Consider the following 20,200-nt stretch of genomic DNA (forward strand, 5'->3'; position numbering starts at 1 on the left):
GGTCTCAGGCGATATGCATTTCGGCGATGTGTTTTTGTAGGAAGAAGGCGATGCAGAAGGGCGGCAGCAGGCTGAGCAGCAGGCTCGCCGCGAGCTGCGCCGGCTCCGGCACCTGGAAGAGGAAGCCCGACATCGCCGCCGGCAGCGTCACCGCGTTCGACCCGGTCACCAGGATCTGCGCATAGACATATTCGTTCCACGAGAACAGGAAGGCGATGACCGCCGCCACCATGATGCCGCTCCGCGCCATCGGCACGATGATGCGGGTCAGGGTGTAGAGCCGGCTGAAGCCGTCGACGCGGGCTAGGAGCTCGACCGGCGGCAGGTTGCGGAAGAAGCCGATGAGCATCCAGGCGACGATCGGAATGGTGATGGTCAGCGTCACGACGATGAGGCCGAAGAGCGTGCCGGTGAGGCCCAGCTGCACATAAAGCGTATAGAAGGGAATGAGCGTCGAGACCGGCGGCAGCGACACCGACAGCAGGATCGCCGCCAGGAGCTTGCCCTTGAACGGAAACTGCAGCCTGGCGAAGACATAAGACAGCGGCACCACGACGAGGGTGGTGATGGCGGTGACGACGAGGGCGACGATGAGGCTGTTGCGCAGGCCGAGGATGATCTGCCGGGCCTGGCCGGACGCCTTGAACACCGTGCCTTCAGCCGTGGTGTAGTCGAAGCCGAAAATATTGAAGAACGAGGCGAGCATCGGGTCGGGCGGATAGAGCATCGGCGGGAAGCGGGCGATTTCGGTCTTGGTCATGAAGGCATATTTCACCACCCAGTACATGGGCAGGAACGTCCACAGGAGCGCCACCGCGACGGCGAGGGCGAGCCACAGGGTCTTGGTGTTGCGTCCGGTCATTGGCGTTCCTCCTTGCGGCCCCAGAGGAGGTAGAGAAGGCCCGTCGCACCCAGGATCACGGCGAGCAGGAAGAACGACATGGCGGCGCCATAGCCGAGATCGAGATTGACGAAGCTGATCTTGTAGAGCGTGTAGGTGAGCACCGCCGAGGCGCCGCCGGGCCCGCCCTGCGTCGCGGTAAAGATATAGTCGAAGGTCTTCATCGCAAGCACCGTGGTGATGCAGCTGAAGACGAAGAGGGTGAAGCGCAGCGGCGGCAGCGTGACATGCCAGAAGGTCTCGAGCCTCGACATCTGGTCGATCTTGGCGAGGTCATAGAGCCGCGCCGGCGTCGTCAGCATATTGGCGAGGAGGAAGAAGGCGACGAGCGGCGCCATGTTCCACGCGGCTCCCACCGCCAGATATTCGACGACGAAGCGGGCCGAGATCAGGTTGACCGTGTGGTCGGAGCCGAACCAGCCGGCGACCGCCGTGCCGATGCCGGTCTGGCCGCGCCCGAGATAGGTGAAGAAGATGCCGGCGCCATAGGGCGACACCGCCCAGGGCAGGATGATCAGCGCGCGCAGCCAGCGCCATTTGGCCGGCAGATGTTTCAGGATCAAAGCGAGGCCGAGGCCCACGGCAAGCGTGAGGATCACCGTCTCGACGGTGAAGCGCAAGGTTCGCCCGAGCGAGCTCCAGAAGCTCTGATCGGAAAACACCTTGGAATAGTTGGCGAGCCCGTTCCAGGTCGCCGAATAACCGCCGAAGAAGCGGATCTCATGGAAGCTCAGATAGAAGGCGTAAGCGAGCGGGTAGGCGACGACGACGAGGAGGAAGATGAGAACCGGCACCGAGATGATGAGCGCGAAGCTGAGCGTGCTGATCTCAGCCGTGCGCGGCGGCGGGGAAGGGGCGGAACGAGCGGTGTCAGCCATAAGCGATAGCTTCCTTCTTTCCCTCGCCCCGCTTCAGCGTGGAGAGGGAGGGGCCCAACGCGCCAGCGTTGGGAGGGTGAGGGGCATCCCTGTTACCCTTCTTCCCTGCCAGCGCGGCAGTCGCGATAGATTCGTTCATCATGATTGCACCAAGAGATCAGGCGCCCCTCACCCTCCCATTGCTGCGCAATGGGCCCCTTCCTCTCCCCGCTGCGCGGGGAGAGGCAAGGCTTGGCATCAGATCTTATACCGCTCGTTGAGCTCGGTGATCTTCGCATTGGCCTCGTTGATCACCGCTTCCGCCTCGAGATCCTGCTGCAGGAAGGCGAACAGCTTCTCGCGGAGCCAGAAGTTGAATTCTTCCGACCACACGACATTCCAGATGCCTTTCGGATAAGGCGTCTTGGAATAGACCTCGAGCACCCGGTCGTAATCTTCCGGCCGCATCAGCGACGTCGACACCGCGGTGCGCGCTTCCTCGCTTTCCATCACCGCCTTGTAGGCGGAGAACAGCATGTTCTCCTTCAGCCAGCGGCTGGCCACGGCGTATTTGCCGTTCTCGTCCTTGTAGCCATACCAGCTGACGAACTTCTTCACGTCGTCGGTGAGCGGATCCGAGCGGCCCTTGCGCGCCGTCATGACATAAAGGGCGGAGTCGATCAGGCCCCAGCTCTGCTCCTTGCCGGGCAAGAGGCTGACATGGCCGGCGACATCGCCCGACTGCGCCTTGTCGTTGAAGGTTTTCAGATCATAGAGCTGCTGCGGCGAGAAGATGTAGCGCCCGGAGCGGAAGGCGTCGATGTAACCGGCTTCGTTGTAGGAGAACACCTCTTCCGGAACGAGGCCGGACTTCCACAGCTTCTTCCATGCGGCGAGCGTCTTGCCGGCGGGGCCGTCGAGGGTAAGCGCCGGCTTGTGGGTCGCCGGATCCGCGACCTGGCCGCCGCGATTCATCACCTCGAACACGAAACCCCAGGAGATGCCGAAATATTCACCGAACCAGTGCGGCAGGATCGGCGTCGCCACACCCTTTTCTTTCAGCGCATAGACCATGTCATAGAGCGCGTCCCAATTGGTCGGCAGCTGCTCCTCGGTGTAGCCGGCGGCGAGATAGGGCTTGGTGAAGACATGCAGCGCGCCGCGCGTCGTCACGAAATAGGAGAGGCCGAGCAGCTTGCCGTCGACCGACCACGCCTCGCGGATATTGGGATACATGCCGTCGGCGATTTCCTGGCCGTCCGGCAGCTCGGAGGCGGGCAGCACCCAGCCGCCGCCATTGTAGCGCACCGCGCTCGAGGGATTGGCATAGAGCACGTCGAGCTGCTCATTGGCGATGAGCGCCTTTTCCATGACCGCCGGATAATCGCCGGTCACCGTGGCGTAGTCGACCTTGGCCTCGAAGGCCTTGTTGTAGGTGTCGACATTGTTCTGGACGACATCGGTGCGGAACTGCCAGCCGCGGAAATAGACCGTTTCGCCCGAGGCCGGTTTGAACTCGGTCGCTAGAGCGAAGGGGATGTGCACGAGACTGGAACCCAGGGCCGTAGCCCCCAAAAGCGCTGTGCTACGCAGAAAGGCACGCCTGTTCATCGTCGTAAAATCACTGCTCATGATTCACTCCCCGTGTTTTGAGTCTGTCGTCTGCTGGCTTGGAAAGGCTCCCGGATCCCAGACATGATCTGGAATGTTCAAATTCTAGTGATTGTGTTCGAGTGTGTCAGATTGAGTGTTCGGGTCAAGCGGATTTTGTCACCTGTGCAAAGGAAAATCATAACGGTAACGTCAAATTCCCGTGTTCCGGCCGCCTTCAGGCGAATGATGTGCGATTTTGGGTGATTGTGTTCGCCCGAAACCTCCCTCCGCCGCGCGAAGCGCGGGGAGGGTGGACGCCCGTTAGGGCGGACGGGTGGGGTGCCTCCGGCTGGTGGTCTTTCGCGATCGTTCTGCCCGGCAAATGCTTGAGAGATCAGACTTTGTGGCGGCACCCCACCCGTCGCGCGTTGCGCGCGCCACCCTCCCCGCCTTCGGCGGCGGAGGGAGAAATCCCTCGCTTTTCCTCTGTCCGATCAGCCGCTTGCCGACGGCCTTGCGGACTCAAGCGCTATCCCTTAAGCGCTCGCCATGACAGACCGTATTCTCATCATCGATTTCGGCTCGCAGGTCACCCAACTCATCGCCAGGCGGGTGCGCGAGGCCGGTGTCTACTCGGAAATCGTTCCCTTTCAGTCGGCTGAAAAAGCGCTCGACTGGCCGGGCCTCAAGGGCGTCATCCTCTCGGGCAGCCCCGCCAGCGTCACCGAGGGCGAGAGCCCCCGGGCGCCCGAACGTGTCTTCAAAATGGGCCTGCCGGTGCTCGGCATCTGCTATGGCGAGCAGGCGATGTGCGCGCAATTGGGCGGCAAGGTCGAAACCTCCGATCACCGCGAATTCGGCCGCGCTTTCCTGCAGGTGAAAAGCGACAACCCGTTGTTCGACGGCGTGTGGTCGGAAGGCGAGAGCCACCAGGTATGGATGAGCCATGGCGACCGCGTCACCGCCATCCCGCCGGGCTTCCGCGTCGTCGGCACCTCGGAGGGGGCACCCTATGCGGCGATCGCCGATGAGAAGCGGCAGTTCTACGCGGTGCAGTTCCACCCCGAGGTGGTGCACACGCCGGACGGCGCCAGGCTCTATCGCAATTTCGTCATCGACATCTGCGGCTGCCGCGGCAACTGGACGATGGCGTCCTTCAAGGACGACGCGATCCAGCGCATCAAGAAGAAGGTCGGCTTCGACCGCGTCATCTGCGGCCTGTCGGGCGGCGTCGATTCCGCCGTCACCGCCGTCCTCATCCATGAGGCGATCGGCGAGCAGCTGACCTGCATCTTCGTCGATCACGGCCTGATGCGCGCCGGCGAGGCGGATGAGGTGGTGCGCCTGTTCCGGGAATCCTACAACATCCCGCTCGTCCATGTGGACGCGTCTAAAATGTTCTTAGGCGCACTCGAGGGCGTGAGCGACCCGGAAGTGAAGCGCAAGACCATCGGCAAGCTGTTCATCGACGTCTTCGAAGCGGAAGCCAAGAAGATCGGCGGCGCCGCCTTCCTGGCGCAGGGCACGCTTTATCCGGATGTGATCGAAAGCGTCTCCTTCACCGGCGGCCCGTCGGTGACGATCAAGTCGCATCACAATGTCGGCGGCCTGCCCGAGCGCATGAACATGAAGCTCGTCGAGCCGTTGCGCGAATTGTTCAAGGACGAGGTTCGCGCCTTGGGCCGTGAGCTGGGCCTCCCGGCGCATTTCGTCGGCCGCCATCCGTTCCCGGGCCCGGGCCTCGCCATCCGCATTCCCGGCGCCATCTCCAGGGACAAGCTCGACATCCTGCGCAAGGCCGACGTCGTCTATCTCGACGAGATCCGCAAGGCCGGCCTCTATGACGCCATCTGGCAGGCCTTCGCGGTTCTGCTCCCCGTCCAGACGGTGGGCGTCATGGGCGACGGCCGCACCTATGACTTCGTCTGCGCGCTCAGGGCCGTCACCTCGACCGACGGCATGACCGCCGATTATTATCATTTCGACCACGACTTCCTCGCCCGCACCGCGACCCGCATCATCAACGAGGTCCGCGGCATCAACCGGGTGGTCTACGACATCACGTCGAAGCCGCCTGGGACGATCGAGTGGGAGTGATCTAAGGTCGTTTGAGACATCTCGCTCCGTGCCAGGAGTCGCACGATCCCCTTGGCTGACAAGGACTATTTTCTCAACCCGTATCGCTGCATGTCCCCCCAACCCGGCCACTTTGCTCGCCCGCGGTCCCGCCAGCACTCGACCATCTCCGTGCGGTTCCCTCGGCCATGATAGCGAACGGGCGGCGCAAAGCTCCCACATAGCGCAGCGATGCCCTCTTGCAGGATTCTGCCACGGCCAACCTTACCATTGCCACAAGGACCTACTTTGTCCTAAACGGAGTAACAGAAATGCGACGGGACGGGCTATGAAAACCATGTCGGGGCGGGAGATAAAGAACGCTTTCGGCCTGATGATTGACACCGCGCGAGCCGAACCTGTTCGGATCGAGAAGCATGGATCCGGCGTCCTGATGATCGTGTCCGTGGAGGAGTATGAACGTCTTTCCGCGCGGCCGGACAGTGAGCGGCCGAAGGCCATTTCAGCCAGCCAAACGGAAAGCTGAGTATGGCCGTACCAAGTGAACCATATCCGGTGGTGGATGTGTTTGCCGGGCCTGGCGGTCTCGGTGAAGGCTTCGCCGCGCTTCGGGGTAAAGGCTACTCCGCCAGGTTCGACAGCGTCGTCTCAATCGAGCGAGACGAGTCGGCCCACCAGACCTTGCTTCTGCGCCATTTCCTGCGGCGCTTTCCCTACCGGCAGTTTCCCGACGACTACTATCGCTACCTTCGCGCCGACATTGACCGCGACGAGCTTTATCGGAACCACCGTGAGGAGTTCCTGGAGGCGAAGAAGAGCGCCCTGAAAATATCCCTCGGCCCGGACTCCCACGCCGAGGTGAAGTTGATCATCAGCCGGAAGCTGAAGGGTCAGCAGAAATGGGCGCTCGTCGGTGGACCGCCGTGTCAAGCCTACTCGATTGTTGGCCGCTCACGAATGATGGGCGACCCGGACTTCGAGGAGGATGAACGCCACACGCTCTATCTCGAATATCTCAAGATCATCATCGACCACCAGCCGCCATTGTTCGTTATGGAGAATGTGAAGGGCCTACTCTCGGCGAGGATCAACGGCAAGCCGGCGATCACCCGCATCGTTCGCGACCTATCGCACCCTAAAACCGCCGTGCGTGATGGGTCCAACGGGCTCGCTTACAAGCTCTATTCGCTCTCCGAGGAGGAGCTTGCGGACGAAGAGGTGGACCCACGCCTGTTCCTTGTGAAGGCCGAGGAATACGGGGTGCCCCAGGCCCGGCACCGCATGTTCATCGTCGGCATCCGGGAGGACATCAAGGTCCGCCCGGGCCTGCTGAAACCCCAAAAGGCGCCGACCGTGCGCCAGACCATCGGTGGCCTGCCTCCGATAAGGAGCAGCTTGTCGCAGATGAAGGATACTCTGGAGAATTGGCAACAGGAGATCGCGCGGATTGCAGAACTCCCCATCCGCCGGCAGCTCAACGGAGCGTCCTACGCGGGGGCCGTCGCGAACGGCATCTCTCTCCCGTCGATCCTGAACCTCGACAGCCCCACGGAGAGTTCGTCCAGCCGCTACTTGAAGGGCTCCATCGGGCGGCACGATACCCTTCGGGAACTCTACGATCCACGCCTGCCGGTTCTGACAAGCCATGAGTCCCGCAAGCACATGCCGTCCGACTTGAGGCGGTACATGTTCGCCTCGGTGTTCGCGCGGGAGGCGGGTCGAACTCCGAAACTCCGGGATTTCCCCGAAGCCCTTCTGCCCGATCATCAGAATGTAGAACTCGCCCGCACCGGGCAGATGTTCAATGACCGCTTCCGGGTTCAGCTTCCTGACCAGGTCGCGACCACGATCACGTCGCATATCTGCAAGGATGGCCACTACTTCATCCACTACGACCCGTCGCAGTGCCGGAGCCTCACGGTTCGGGAGGTCGCGCGGCTCCAGACCTTCCCTGATAACTACAAGTTCGAAGGAAACAGGACCGCGCAGTATCATCAAGTGGGCAACGCGGTACCGCCCTATCTCGCAACGCAGATCGCGGCGGTCATTGCTGAGGTGCTCGACGCGATGAAGGTCGACCGATGATGGCCGACACGGTCAGCACCACGCATCGAAGCTGGAACATGTCGCGTATCAGAGGACGCGACACAGAACCGGAAGTGAAGCTCCGATCGCTGCTGCATCGCGCCGGCTATCGTTTCCGCCTTCACGACCGGAAGCTACCTGGACGACCCGATATTGTGCTTCCGAAGTACTGGGCGACGATATTCGTGCATGGATGCTTCTGGCACCGCCACGAAGGATGCAGCAACGCGACGACCCCATCGACGCGGCCGGAATTCTGGGTGGCAAAGTTCGAGGGGAATGTTGCTCGTGATCGCTCCAACGCCGAGCGCCTCTCAGACCTCGGCTGGCGGGTGATTGTCGTCTGGGAGTGCGATCTGATGAAGGACCCTGGAGGGATTCTTTCGACGATCAACAGTACCCTTCGCGGAGACCACTGATGGCTGAGGATCACCGTCTCCCGCCAAGCGCAGCGTGTCTCTCCGCATCCATGCGGGACCTGGGCTATTCGCTGGAGACGGCAGTCGCCGACCTCATCGACAACAGCATTTCGGCCGAGGCCACAAAGGTCGATATCGTATGCGAGATCGCGGCGGTGTCCCCCTATCTCGCGATCATCGACAACGGCCGGGGTATGTCGCGTTCTGAGCTAATCGAGGCGATGAAGCACGGAAGCGCCAGCCCGAAGACGAAGCGCGGAGCGCATGATCTTGGCCGGTTCGGACTTGGCCTGAAGACTGCCTCATTCTCTCAATGCCGGAGCCTCACCGTCATCAGCCTGAAGAAGGGCGAACTCAGCAGTGCGGAATGGAACCTCGACCGCATCGACCGCGAGGACGACTGGATTCTATCGATCCTCAACGATCAGGATATCGCCGACCTGCCGCACGTTGATCAGCTAGCGGATCACGGCACGGTGGTCATTTGGCGCGAACTCGACCGGCTGTCTGAGGATGAGAGCGGAAGCCGCCGCGATGAAATCGTCAACGAGAAGCTCGACATTGTGGAAAGGCACCTCGCGCTGGTTTTCCACCGCTTCTTATCCGGTGAGGTGAAGGGCCGGAAACGCATCGCGATCACTCTCAACGGGCATGTCGTTCAACCGTTCGATCCGTTCTGTCGTAAGAACATGGCGACCCGTCACCTCCCCGAGGATTACGTAACTGTCGATGGCGAGACAGTAACGTTGCAGCCGTACATTCTACCCCACCACAGCAATCTCACGGCGTCCGAGTACGACTTCTATCAGAGCCGCAGCGATTTCATCTCCAACCAGGGGGCCTACATCTACCGAAACGGGCGTCTCATGGCTTGGGGCGACTGGTTCCGCCTGATTCCTAAGGGCGAAGCGACCAAGCTGGCCCGCGTTCAGATCGACTTCCCGAACAGCCTTGATGAGTCGTGGACCATCGACATTAAGAAGTCTCGAGCCCGCCCGCCGCTGGCGGTGCGCGAGCGTCTGAAGCAGATCATCGGCCTGGTGACTGGGGCAAGCACGACGGTTCATCGTGGCCGTGGACAGAAGCTGTTCGATGAAGTCGCCGCTCCTGTGTGGGAACGCTACGCGGATCATGCCCGCATCCGTTACGCAGTGAACTCAGGTCATCCACTTATAGAGCAACTGAGGTCACGGCTCGGCGCCGAGGACGCAAAGCTACTCGGCCTCGTGATCGACGCCGTCGGGTCCTCCATCCCGGTCGAGATGATCTATTCGGACTACTCACTCCACCCGCGCGAAGTATCCCAGACCCAGGACGAAGAGGTTGTAGTGCTGGAGCGTCTGCGCGCACTCAGGGATGCGTTTTCTGATACCACTACCATCGGGGCCGGGGGATTCCGCGAAATAGTGCGTTCGACGCACCTGTTCGATTCCCACATGAACCTCGCCGAGAAATTCATCGCCGAGGAGTTTGTATGAGTGTGAGCCAGGCTGAGCTGGAAAAGGACATCCTGGTCTCGCTGATCCGCAGCTTGGCGAGTCTCACCGAACCGCCGACGTGCGAAATGGTGGAGAAGAAGGCCCGGCAGATGGCGGCGGTCTTCGACTATGACGGTGACCTCTCCAACATCATCGAAGAGGCGTTGATCGCGGTCGACACCCGCATGGGCGCCGGCGTCTCGCTCGTGGATGACGAGGCGAGACACGACGAGGACTGGGTCCGCAAGCGCGAGATCCCGACGATGTATTCCGACGCCTACGAGGGACACCTCAAGGACGATGGTTGGCACTCGACGATGGTCAGGTCGCTCGGCGACGTATGCACGCGCATCCTCGGACATCTCCAGGACCCGAAAAGTGAGGGGGCGTGGAACAGGCGCGGGTTGGTAATCGGTCACGTGCAATCCGGCAAGACGGCGAACTTCACCGGCGTGATCGCGAAGGCGGCTGATGCCGGTTATAAGTTCATCATCGTCAGCGCCGGCATTCACAACAATCTGCGCCGGCAGACGCAGGAGCGTCTCGAAGAGGCGTTCATCGGGCGGTCCAGCGATCCCAACAATCGTGTGAGCATCGGCGTCGGCCTGATCGACGGCTACAAGCATCCTGCGACGCTCACCACGATCCACAGCGACTTCAGCAAAAAGACCGCCGAGGCGAGCTGGAAGATCAACGACTTCAGCGTGCCGATCATCCTCGTCATCAAGAAAAACGTTCGCACCCTGGACTCGCTCTTCAAATGGCTGAGGGAGCTGAACGCGAAGGACGGTCGCATCGGCGACGTGCCGATGCTCTTCATCGACGACGAGGCCGACAACGCATCGATAAACACGAACAAGGAGGATATCAACCCTACGCGGACCAATTCCATGATCCGCCGCATTCTCCGCCTGTTCTCAAAGTCGTGCTACGTCGGTTACACGGCGACCCCGTTCGCGAACATATTCATCAACCCCGACGCCTATGACGAGGACGTTCGGGAGGAGCTGTTCCCCCGGCATTTCATTTACAGCCTCGACCCGCCGAATTCGTATTTCGGCCCGCACAAGGTATTCGTTGACGACAGCAGCAGTGAGCGCATCGTTCGGGAGATCGACGACTGCGAGGACTACATCCCATCCTCGCACAAGAACGGCGACACGGTTCCCGAACTGCCGCCTAGCCTCTACCGCGCGTTGGATGATTTTATTGTCGCACGCACGATCCGCAATCTGCGTGGCCAAGCCGCGAAGCACTGCTCGATGCTGATCAATGTGTCTCGCTTCGTCTCCGTCCAGAAGCAGGTCCGCGACTTCGTCAGTGAGCGCCAGAACAAGATCATGCTCGCAGTGAAGGCGAACTACGCAAAAGCGCTGCCGGCGGTTGAGACCGACGAATACATGGGGCGGCTGAAGGATGCCTATGAGCGCGAATTCAGTGACTGCGGCTTCGCTTGGTCGGAAGTCCGGGGGGCGCTCTTCGGCGCCTTCGACCATATGCGGCTCTTGGTCGTGAACAGTAAGACCGAAGACGTGCTCGACTACGGCAAGTACGAGAAGGAAGGTGTCGGCCTGACCGCGATCACTATCGGCGGTCTCAGCCTGTCGCGCGGTCTGACCGTCGAAGGTCTTACCATCAGCTATATGTACCGCAATACCCGTATGTACGACACGCTGCTCCAGATGGGCCGTTGGTTCGGCTACCGGCCGAACTTCGAGGACCTGTGCCGTGTCTGGCTTTCGGACGACTCGATCAACTGGTACAGCCACATCGCCAGCGCGACCGAGGAGCTTCGCGAACAAATCAGGCGCATGCGTCGCGCGAAGATGACGCCGGAGCAGTTCGGCCTCTATGTCCAGTTGCACCCCGACGCTCTCCTCATCACCGCCGCGAACAAGATGCGAACGGGACAGCAGGTGACGGTCAGCCAAAGCTTCAATGCACAGTTAAAGGAGAGTTCCAGGCTCCCGCTGTCGCCTGAGACCAGCAATGAAAATGAGGTCCTGATCGCGGAATACTGGACGGACGGCTTTGGCGGAAAGCCAGCAGAACCCACCGGTAAAGGCTGGGTCTTCAAGGGTGTCGACCAGGAGGTGGCGCTGGACTTCCTCGGGGGCTTCAAAGTCCACAAGGACTTCGCGCCGATGAAGGGGGCGCTGATGGCCTACCTCGATAAGATCAAGGCGGCGCACCCCGTGGTGGACGTGTTGCTAATCTCGCTTCAGAGCGGTGGTGAGGATGAGGCGGCATTCAAACTCGGCGTCCAGCAGCGCGACGCCTCGGTGGCCGCCGAACGGATCAAGGACGGCGGGTGGTTGTTGAGCAAGCATCGTGTCGCCAGCCGTGGCGACGAGAAGCTCGGCCTCACCGATGTCCAGATCGAACGTGCGAAGGAGCGGGCACGCGAAGACCCGGAGAACGAGAGCATGGACAAGTTGGCGTCGGACCTGCATTACCGGCGCGAGCGCAACCGCCCGCTCGTCATGGTTCATGTGCTGGAGCCGACGAACAACGATGACCTCAAGGGACGGCGCATCCCGGCCTTCGGCGTGAGCTTCCCGGAGGGCGACTACTCGACCACTGTCGAGATCGTCGCAAACAAGGTCTGGATCGAGCACATGTATGGATCGCTGACAGATGACCCGGATGAGGAGGACGATGATGAGTGATCGTCTTCCCTGGGATGACATCGGCGTTCCGACACGCGACTACACCGTGCGCAAGATTGCAGCGGCCAGCTCGATACCGCTCTTCTGGGGACGCGACACCTTGGGTCGTTGCCTCATCATTATTGAGCTTGAGGGCGATTTCGCGGAGGACTTCCGGCGCGGCGTCGTCGAATTTCACGGCATCAATGTCGATCTGCGTGATAGTGACGCCCCACAGCAGCAGCGCCTTGTTCTTACCCTTGACCGCACGGTCGATCAGGACCTCTTCTTTGGTCTCTGTCAGACGCTCATCAACACCCTTGCACCAGCAACTACCTCCGTTCAGGCGCTCGCGATGGCGCTGGCGCATATCCGGCGGTGGCGGGCATTCCTGGCTGCGCGCAAATCGCGCCATCTGTCCGATGAGGAGGTTCGCGGCCTCTGGGCCGAACTCCAGTATATGCGCGCGCTGTATGCCGGACGGCTGACGACGGCGGAGACCGTAGATGGCTGGACCGGTGCCGATATGCGTCAGCAGGACTTCATCTTCGACAACATCGCCGTCGAGGTGAAATCGCTACATGGTCGCGACCGCAACTCCGTGCGGATTTCCTCAGAAGATCAGCTCGCGACGGTCGTCGATGACCTGTTCCTGGTCACTCACCGGCTCACCGTTGCGGCGGACACCGCCGGTGCGGTGTCGCTGAACGCGCTGGTGGAGCTGGTCGAAGGTGAACTCGGCGACGCCGATGTGCTGGAGCAGTTCTCCCAGAAACTCGCCGATTTCGGCTACCTGCCGATCGCCGCCTACGATACGCCCGAATTTGTCGTAGCCGACCGCCAGACCTACCGCGTCGAAGGTGATTTCCCGCGCCTGGTGCGTGCGGAGCTGCCTTCGGGCATCGTGCGGGTTTCATACGAAATCGAACTCGAAGCGATGAAGGACTTTCAGGTGAGCAACGACGAGGTGTTGAAGGGGGATTAAGTGGAACTGACGGCGGAGGATTTCTTTCATGACTTCCGGCAGGAGATACTCGCCGGGGCGGAGGCGAACAGCGCCTTTCAACTCACCGCCTTCATGGAAGGCGTCGGTAACGAACTGGTCGAAACCGGCTTCGTCGAGGGCTTCGAGTTCTGCCACTACCGCGCCCAGCGAGGCATGCGTGTCGATGGCTATTGGTTCGACGACGAGGGAGGCCTTGACCTGTTCGTGGCCGATTTCGAGTGCAGGCAGGAGCTTGCCTCGCTTACCCGCACTGACGTCGAGGCGGCCTTCAAACGTCTCACCTCCTTCTTTGAAGCCTCCCTCCGAAAGGATTTGGCGAAGGACCTGGAAGTCACGTCGCCGGAATATGGCCTCGCCCGCCAGATAGCAGACCGAAAGGGGCAGCTCCGGCGGATCAATCTGATCCTCGTTTCGGAACGCACGCTCAGCGACCGGCTTCAGAGCATGCCCGATGGTGAAGTCTGCGGCGTACCTGCCAGTTATCACATCTGGGACATCTCAAGGCTCTTCCGCCAGCGCAGCTCACGCAGCCACAAGGAGGCGCTCGATCTGGACTTCGAGGCGATGTTCGGTGCGGGAATCTCCTGTCTGCCGGCGCACCTGGGGTCCGACGCCTATCCGTCGTATCTCATCGTCATGCCGGCCGACGTTCTGGCGACGCTCTATGGAAAATTCGGCGCTCAGCTTCTTGAGCAGAATGTGCGCTGTTTTCTCCAGGCCAGGGGTAAGGTCAACCAGGGCATCCGGGCGACGATCATCAACGAGCCTTCAATGTTCTTTGCCTACAACAACGGCATCACCGCCACGGCGCAGAGCGTCGAGACGAAGAGGGGGGTAGAGGGCCTCGCCATCACCCGGATCGTTGATCTCCAGATAGTCAATGGCGGCCAGACGACGGCGTCTCTCTTCCACACGAAGCGCCGCGACGAGGCGAAGCTCAACGGTATCTTCGTGCAGATGAAGTTGTCGGTGATTGACAGCGAGGAGAGCGACACGGTCGTTCCACTTATTTCGGAGTATGCCAACACCCAGAACCGGGTGAACGCGGCGGACTTCTTCTCCAACAGCCCGTTCCACGTGCGCATGCAGGACTTCTCGCGCCGTCTCTGGGCACCCGCGCAGCAGGGAGTGCAGCGCGAGACGAAGTGGTTCTACGAGCGTGCGCGCGGGCAGTATGCCGATGCGCAGTCGAAGCTGACGCCTGCCGAGCAGCGGCGCTTCAAGGCTGAGAATCCCAAACCTCAGATGTTTACGAAGACGGACCTCGCGAAGTTCGAGAACGTCTGGGATGACCATCCGAAATGGGTGAACCTGGGCGCTCAGAAGAACTTTGCCCGCTACGCCGCACGGATTGGCGCGGAATGGAAAAAGTCGTCGGACGGCTTCAACGAGTTTTACTTCAAGCGGATCGTTGCCCGTGCGCTAATTTTCCGGGCCTGCGAGAAGCTCGTCTCCGCTCAGTCTTGGTACAACGGCGGCTACCGCGCCAACATTGTCGCCTACACGCTGGCCGTCATCAGCGAGATTGTGCGCCGTCAGGGCAAGGCCATTGACTACGGCCGTGTCTGGAACGCTCAGGGCATCAACGGCACCTTTGAACAGGCGCTGGCCGACATCTCCAAGGCGGTGAACGAGGAAATCATTCGGCCGCCTGCGGGCATCTCCAACATCTCCGAATGGTGCAAAAGGGATGCTTGCTGGACCGGTCTTCAGGGTAACCTCGAAAAATTCGAGCAGCTCCTGTCAGAGGAATTCAACGGCGACCTGCTGTCGGCGGAGGATCGTGCCTCGGAGGCTCAGAGCGCGAAGAAGACCCAGAAGATCGACAATGGCATCGAGGCCCAGCGGCGCGTTCTCGGCATTGCGGCGGATGAATGGGCCAAGGTTCGCAAGGTGCTTTCAACCCGCAAACTGCTCTCGACCAAGGAAGCGGGAATCCTCGACATAGCCATGCAGATGCCCGCCAAAATCCCGACCGAGAAGCAGTGCGCCGTGCTTATCGAGACGATCGAGAAGGCGCGCCTTGAAGGGGTGCTGCTATAAGAGCGCAACATCGCACACGCAGAGCGCCCAGTTCAAACGTCCCATGGACCGACGGGGAACTGGCCGATGCCGTCGAGGCATACGTCTTCCTGCTCCGAGCACAGGCCGTAAGCCTGCCGTTCCGAAGCGAAGCGGCTGCTCTGGCTCTCCTCGACGAGGGGCTTCCGGATCGCAACGATGCATCTTTGCGATACCGGTTCCGAAATATCTCTGCGGTCGTTAGTGAACTGGGAGGGCCCATTCTCACCGGCTATTCGCCGGCCGAACAAGTCGGCGCTGGAGTGCGACCGAGGATCAGGGCGTTACTGCTGGGGAGTCCGGAGTTTCGGAAAATCCTCGCTCGTATGCAAACGCTGGGCACAGATATCCCTATCGTTCGTCCTGGCGACCGGCAGTATGCACTCGAAGCCCTCGCACGACTCCGGCAAAGCCTTGATGACGTTGAGCGGGAAGTTCTCGGCATCGGCCACAACAATCCGCCCGAGCCATTGTCCTCAGAAGGGCTCAGGCGCGAGGCATTCAACGAGGTCCGACAACATATTGAAGCTCTTGAGTCGGAGATGGAGAAGCCGTCCCCGGACCAAGCATCTGTCGCAGCTAATTCCGAGGGGCTCGTCCAGTTCGGCGTAAAAATGGCCGCTTGGGCAGGCCAGCGGACCACGAAGTTCGTGGACGCAGCACTGGCAGTTCTGGCACCGGCAATTGTTTTGAAAGTAACAGGCCTGCTTCCAGTCCTTCTGGAGGCGCTTGAGGCTGTGGCTCGGGTTCTAACGCATTGAGGTCGTGCGCTGGCAGAGATTCTTTGGCCTGCATTCTCGTGGCGCTCGTTTATGATACGAGCACGTCTATGGCGGGGAGGACCATCACATAGAATCCGCGAAACCAGCGCCCTTACCCTGGTCGTATCGCAGTTGGTATGGACTTGGGGTCTGAGCGGAAAGCTCAATAGTTACAATGCGAACTCAAATCGAGTGAGAGTAGGCAGGGAGACCACGCCGGCGCATGATTTACCGTTTTTTAGCGACTAGCCTCGAAGACCAAGAAAGGCTTTGCCGATCGAGCCATGGGACTGGGAGTCTTCATTCATCGCCTGGACTCGATCTATGAGGACAGTCCAGCCGAACAATATCAATTTCCCAGCCAGTACTTGAGTCGTGTGGAAGCCTGTGTCGGCGATTGGATAATCTACTACGAACCGCGCAAGGTTGGGCAGACGCGGGGCTATTTCGCGCTCGCAAGGGTCCAGCAGGTTATTCCGGACCCCGGCGTGCCTGGGATGTACCTGGCGCTGATTGAGCCCGGAAGCTATCTCGACTTTGCCAATCCGGTTCCCTTCACTGAAGCGAACGGACGGCCGATAGAACGAGGCGTTCTCAACGACGAGGGGCGGATTTCAGGACGCGCTCAATCGGCAGTGCGGCCGATCTCTCGTGAAGATTTCAGTAGAATTGTTGGGCTCGGCCTCGATGAACAGATTCCGTTACTGCCTCGGGTCGATGATGAAATGCCGCAGTCTTCTCTTGCAGAGGAGCAGGCGCCTTTCACCTATGACGAACAGCGCGATCGCGTCAGCATCACCATATCGAGGGTCATGCGCGATCGGGTCTTTCGACGTGTCGTCCTGCGCGCCTATGACGAGCGATGCGCCATCACGGGGCTAAAGCTCATCAACGGAAGAGGGCGGGCGGAGGTCGCTGCCGCGCACATTCGGCCGGTTGAAGCAAGCGGACCTGATATTGTCGGCAACGGGATAGCGCTTTCGGGCACGGCGCATTGGATGTTTGATCGCGGCTTGATCAGCCTGGCCGACAATCTGGAAATACTGATCTCGCGGCAAGCGAACGATCCGCAAGGAATCCGATCGATAGTCAACAAATCGGGTTACGCGCTTTCACCCAAACGCATGTCGGACCGTCCGCATCCGCATTTTCTAAGATGGCATCGTGAGAGCTGCTTCAAGCAATGAGCGGATGGCGTCGCTGATAGGCAAATCTCGCCGCTCTCCATTTTAGATTTTGTCCGCTTCGTTTGCTCTCACCCGCAGGTTGATAAACCGGAATCAGAAATTGTACGACGCAGCGCCGACACGCTGAACGGAGCACCGTCCATTAAGTCTGTTTGAGAACCGATACGGATTCTCGCTTGTCAAAAAACGCAAATCGATATCATTTGTCGCTTCTGATGCGGCACATACGGGGGCATGGAATATGCGTACACGCTCGGGCGGGAGCGCTTCCGACAGAAAATCCAACAAGAAGTTCGAGCTTGCCGGGGGCGTCTGCATAGCTGCCCTGGCGCTGGGCTTCACGGCTTCCTCGGCGCTGGCGGCGAATTTCGAGGCCTCCAATCAGACCGAGCTCTACCAGGCGATCGCCGATGCCCAGGCCAGCCCGGATGCCGCATCGACGATCACGCTGACCGGCAGCTTTCAGATCACCAGCTCGCTTCCGCCGATTGCCGGAAAAGCTATCACGATCGATACGGGCGTCCACACTCTGGCTTATAACGCGGCGGCGCCTTTTGATATCGCCGGCGATGCAAGCCTGACTCTGTCTGGCCAGATCCTGGGTACCGGCGGCCTGAATGCAGGCCAGTTGAGCAAGATTGGCGCGGGCCAGCTCATCATCGACGGTGCAACCGGTTCCGGCATCACCAGAATCGGCCTTAACGCCGGTCACACCCTGATCACCGGCGGCAGCGAAGTCACATTCGGGACCTCTGCCGGCGGCTCACTGGCCCAATTGAGCATTGCGACGGCGGCCAATTCGCAGGCGAGCCTGACGATATCCGGCCAAGGCACAAGGCTGGTCGCCACGGGCACCGACTCGACCGACCTCAGCGCCGGCGGCGGAAGCCAGTCGACGCTGACCATCGAGAAAGGCGGCGTATACACGACATCGACCGGCATAAGAGTTCACACACCGGGTTCACAAGGCATCGCCAATATCAACGTCCTGGACGAAGGCTCCACGCTGGAGGCCGGCGGCTTTGTGTCGGCCAACGGCACCACCAACATCAAGGTGCGGGCTGGCGGCGTGGTCGACATCAGCGGCGCCACCTCGTTCGGCGGCGCCGGAAACGTTGCCTATGCCGGCGCTCTGGTCACGGCCGAGGTGTCGGGCGATGGGTCCCGCTGGGACTCGGGCACGACAATGGCCATGTATCGAGGCTCGCTTTCAGTCCTGGATGGCGGCGTGGTTTCGGCCGGAACGACGATGAACATCGCCACCGTTTCGGGCAACGTCGTCCCCAATTTCAGTGTCCTGGTTTCGGGCGCCGGGTCGGAGCTCAGCGCGACGACGATGAATCTCGGCACCACGGGCACCGGCATCCTCACCATCGCCGATCGCGGCCGCGTCGTGGTGAATGGCGGCAACTCGGCCCTCACCGTCGGCGGTGTCGATCCCGACAGCGACGCCGCGCTGAATATCGGCGGGGTTGCGGGCCAGGCCGCGGCGGCCGCCGGAACGCTCGCAGCATCCGCCGTCACGCTCGCGGCCAGCGCCGAGATCAATTTCAACCACACCGAAACCGCTTATGTCTTCGACATTCCGATCAACGGCAGCGGCGCCATCAACCAACTGGCCGGACGCACCATCTTCAATGCCGACCAGTTGGGCTTCCTCGGCCTCGCCAGCATCTATGGCGGCGTGCTCGAGGTCAACGGCGCGCTCGGCGGCACCATGGATGTGCGCGGCGGCACGCTTGCCGGCACCGGCTCGGTCGGCAACACCGCGAACTATGCCGGCGGCGCCATCGCGCCCGGCAGCAACGGCATCGGCACGCTCACCATCGACGGCAACTACACCAGCAATGGCGGCGCTCTCAGGATCGAGTCTGTGCTCGGTAACGATGCTTCGCCGACCGACCTTCTGGTCGTCACCGGTGACTCCATCCTCGGCAGCGGCGCGACGCAGGTCTTCGTCACCAATCTCGGCGGCGCCGGCGCCGCAACGACGGGCGACGGCATCAAGATCGTCGATGTGGCAGGTACATCCGCCGCCGACGCCTTCGTGCTGGGCGCCCCGGCGATCGGCGGCGCGCATCTCTACGGTCTCTTCCAGAATGGCATCGCCGATCCGGCCGACGGTGACTGGTATCTGCGTTTGACCGATATCCTGGCCCCGACGGTGCCCACTTACGAAAACTATCCCGTCGTGCTGCTCCAGTTGACCGAGCTGCCGACCTTGCGCCAGCGCGTCGGCGATCGATATCTCCCGGGCGCCGGCCAGGCCGATGATGGAAATTATCCCGGTCCCCGCAACTTCTGGACCCGCATCGAAGGCGCCTATGGTCATGTCGAGGGGGATTCGGCCAGCGGCACGTCCTATGACAGCCACCGTTATCTCGTGCAGGTCGGCATCGACGGCCGGCTCGCCGGGGACGCGTCGGGGATGCTCGTCGGCGGCCTCAACGCGCAATATGGCAAGGTCGACGCCGACATCGAGTCGCGCCTCGGCGATGGCGACAATTCGACCGACAGCTATGGCCTCGGCGCCACGCTGACCTGGTATGGCAGCGACGGCATTTATGTCGACGGGCAGGCCTCGATCGCCTGGCTGTCGAGCGATCTTTCTGCCGACGCTGTCGGCGATCTCGTCGACGGTAATGACGGCTTCGGCTATGCCTTCAGTCTCGAGGCCGGCCGCAAGATGCCTGTCGGCGGCAACTGGTCGCTCACCCCGCAGGCGCAGCTTGCCTATACGTCGGTCGATTTCGACGACTTCACCGACCAGTTCGGCGCCGATGTGACGCTGGAGAGCGGCGACAGCCTGAAAGGCCGCATCGGCGTGGCGCTCGACTATGACGGGGGAACCGGCGACAGCCCCACCCACGTCTACGGCATCGCCAATATCACCTACGAGTTCCTCGACGGGACCGCGGTTGACGTAGCGGGCACCGAAGTCGGCTTCGAGCCCGACTCTTTCGGTGCCGAGCTCGGCCTCGGTGGCGCCTATCGCTGGGGCGGCGGCCGGCACTCTTTATATGGCGAGGCGCTCGGCACCACGAGCTTCGAGGGCAGCTACGGCATCAAGGGCACGGTTGGCCTGAGCACGGCATTTTAGCTCTAAAAGCCTTCAAATTTGGCGGGAT

General features: G+C 61.2%; 14 protein-coding genes. 11 read left to right on the top strand and 3 right to left on the bottom strand.

Annotated features, from left to right (window positions below; all coding sequences use genetic code 11):
• Positions 1–4 precede the first annotated feature (4 nt).
• The 3 genes from JHL16_RS05385 to JHL16_RS05395 all read right to left on the bottom strand — a co-directional run bounded on the left by JHL16_RS05385 (position 5) and on the right by JHL16_RS05395 (position 3,390).
• Positions 5–862 (bottom strand): carbohydrate ABC transporter permease, encoded by an 858-nt coding sequence (locus JHL16_RS05385; RefSeq protein WP_200183860.1) that lies wholly within the window; start codon positions 860–862, stop codon positions 5–7.
• On the bottom strand, positions 859–1,779 hold the full coding sequence (locus JHL16_RS05390; RefSeq protein WP_200183861.1) for a carbohydrate ABC transporter permease: 921 nt from the start codon (positions 1,777–1,779) through the stop codon (positions 859–861). Before JHL16_RS05390 ends, JHL16_RS05385 begins: the two co-directional genes overlap by 4 nt.
• 237 nt (positions 1,780–2,016) lie before the next feature.
• Positions 2,017–3,390 (bottom strand): ABC transporter substrate-binding protein, encoded by a 1,374-nt coding sequence (locus JHL16_RS05395; protein WP_200183862.1) that lies wholly within the window; start codon positions 3,388–3,390, stop codon positions 2,017–2,019.
• Between the two features lie 510 nt (positions 3,391–3,900).
• On the opposite strand from JHL16_RS05395, the gene guaA reads away from it, so the two are divergent.
• The 11 genes from guaA (at position 3,901) to JHL16_RS05450 (ending at position 20,172) form a co-directional block, all read left to right on the top strand.
• The gene (gene guaA, locus JHL16_RS05400; RefSeq protein WP_200183863.1) at positions 3,901–5,448 is read left to right on the top strand and encodes a glutamine-hydrolyzing GMP synthase; all 1,548 of its coding nucleotides are present in this window, start codon (positions 3,901–3,903) and stop codon (positions 5,446–5,448) included.
• Positions 5,449–5,755: 307 nt separating this feature from the next.
• Positions 5,756–5,953, top strand: a complete 198-nt coding sequence (locus JHL16_RS05405; protein WP_200183864.1) for a type II toxin-antitoxin system prevent-host-death family antitoxin — start codon at positions 5,756–5,758, stop codon at positions 5,951–5,953.
• Between the two features lie 2 nt (positions 5,954–5,955).
• Positions 5,956–7,512: a DNA cytosine methyltransferase gene (locus JHL16_RS05410; RefSeq protein ID WP_200183865.1), complete on the top strand. Its 1,557-nt coding sequence runs from the start codon at positions 5,956–5,958 to the stop codon at positions 7,510–7,512.
• Entirely contained in the window at positions 7,509–7,931 is a 423-nt protein-coding gene (locus tag JHL16_RS05415; RefSeq protein ID WP_420884519.1) for a very short patch repair endonuclease, read from the top strand. The genes JHL16_RS05410 and JHL16_RS05415 overlap by 4 nt, the downstream gene beginning before the upstream one ends.
• On the top strand, positions 7,931–9,409 hold the full coding sequence (locus tag JHL16_RS05420) for an ATP-binding protein (RefSeq protein WP_200183866.1): 1,479 nt from the start codon (positions 7,931–7,933) through the stop codon (positions 9,407–9,409). Before JHL16_RS05415 ends, JHL16_RS05420 begins: the two co-directional genes overlap by 1 nt.
• On the top strand, positions 9,406–12,078 hold the full coding sequence (locus tag JHL16_RS05425) for a Z1 domain-containing protein (protein WP_200183867.1): 2,673 nt from the start codon (positions 9,406–9,408) through the stop codon (positions 12,076–12,078). Before JHL16_RS05420 ends, JHL16_RS05425 begins: the two co-directional genes overlap by 4 nt.
• A complete protein-coding gene (locus JHL16_RS05430) occupies positions 12,068–13,042 on the top strand; it encodes a PD-(D/E)XK motif protein (RefSeq protein WP_246770812.1) in 975 nt (324 codons plus the stop codon). Before JHL16_RS05425 ends, JHL16_RS05430 begins: the two co-directional genes overlap by 11 nt.
• Positions 13,043–15,106 carry an AIPR family protein gene (locus JHL16_RS05435; RefSeq protein ID WP_200183868.1) on the top strand — a complete coding sequence of 688 codons (2,064 nt, stop codon included), beginning with the start codon at positions 13,043–13,045 and terminating at the stop codon, positions 15,104–15,106.
• Positions 15,107–15,450: 344 nt separating this feature from the next.
• Positions 15,451–15,885, top strand: a complete 435-nt coding sequence (locus tag JHL16_RS05440; RefSeq protein ID WP_200183869.1) for a hypothetical protein — start codon at positions 15,451–15,453, stop codon at positions 15,883–15,885.
• A 284-nt stretch (positions 15,886–16,169) separates the two neighbouring features.
• Positions 16,170–17,072: an HNH endonuclease gene (locus JHL16_RS05445; protein WP_200183870.1), complete on the top strand. Its 903-nt coding sequence runs from the start codon at positions 16,170–16,172 to the stop codon at positions 17,070–17,072.
• A 241-nt stretch (positions 17,073–17,313) separates the two neighbouring features.
• Positions 17,314–20,172, top strand: a complete 2,859-nt coding sequence (locus JHL16_RS05450; protein WP_200183871.1) for an autotransporter family protein — start codon at positions 17,314–17,316, stop codon at positions 20,170–20,172.
• The last annotated feature ends 28 nt before the right edge of the window (positions 20,173–20,200 follow it).

This window comes from Taklimakanibacter albus (assembly GCF_016595235.1).
Taxonomy (GTDB): Bacteria; Pseudomonadota; Alphaproteobacteria; order Rhizobiales; family Aestuariivirgaceae; genus Taklimakanibacter; species Taklimakanibacter albus.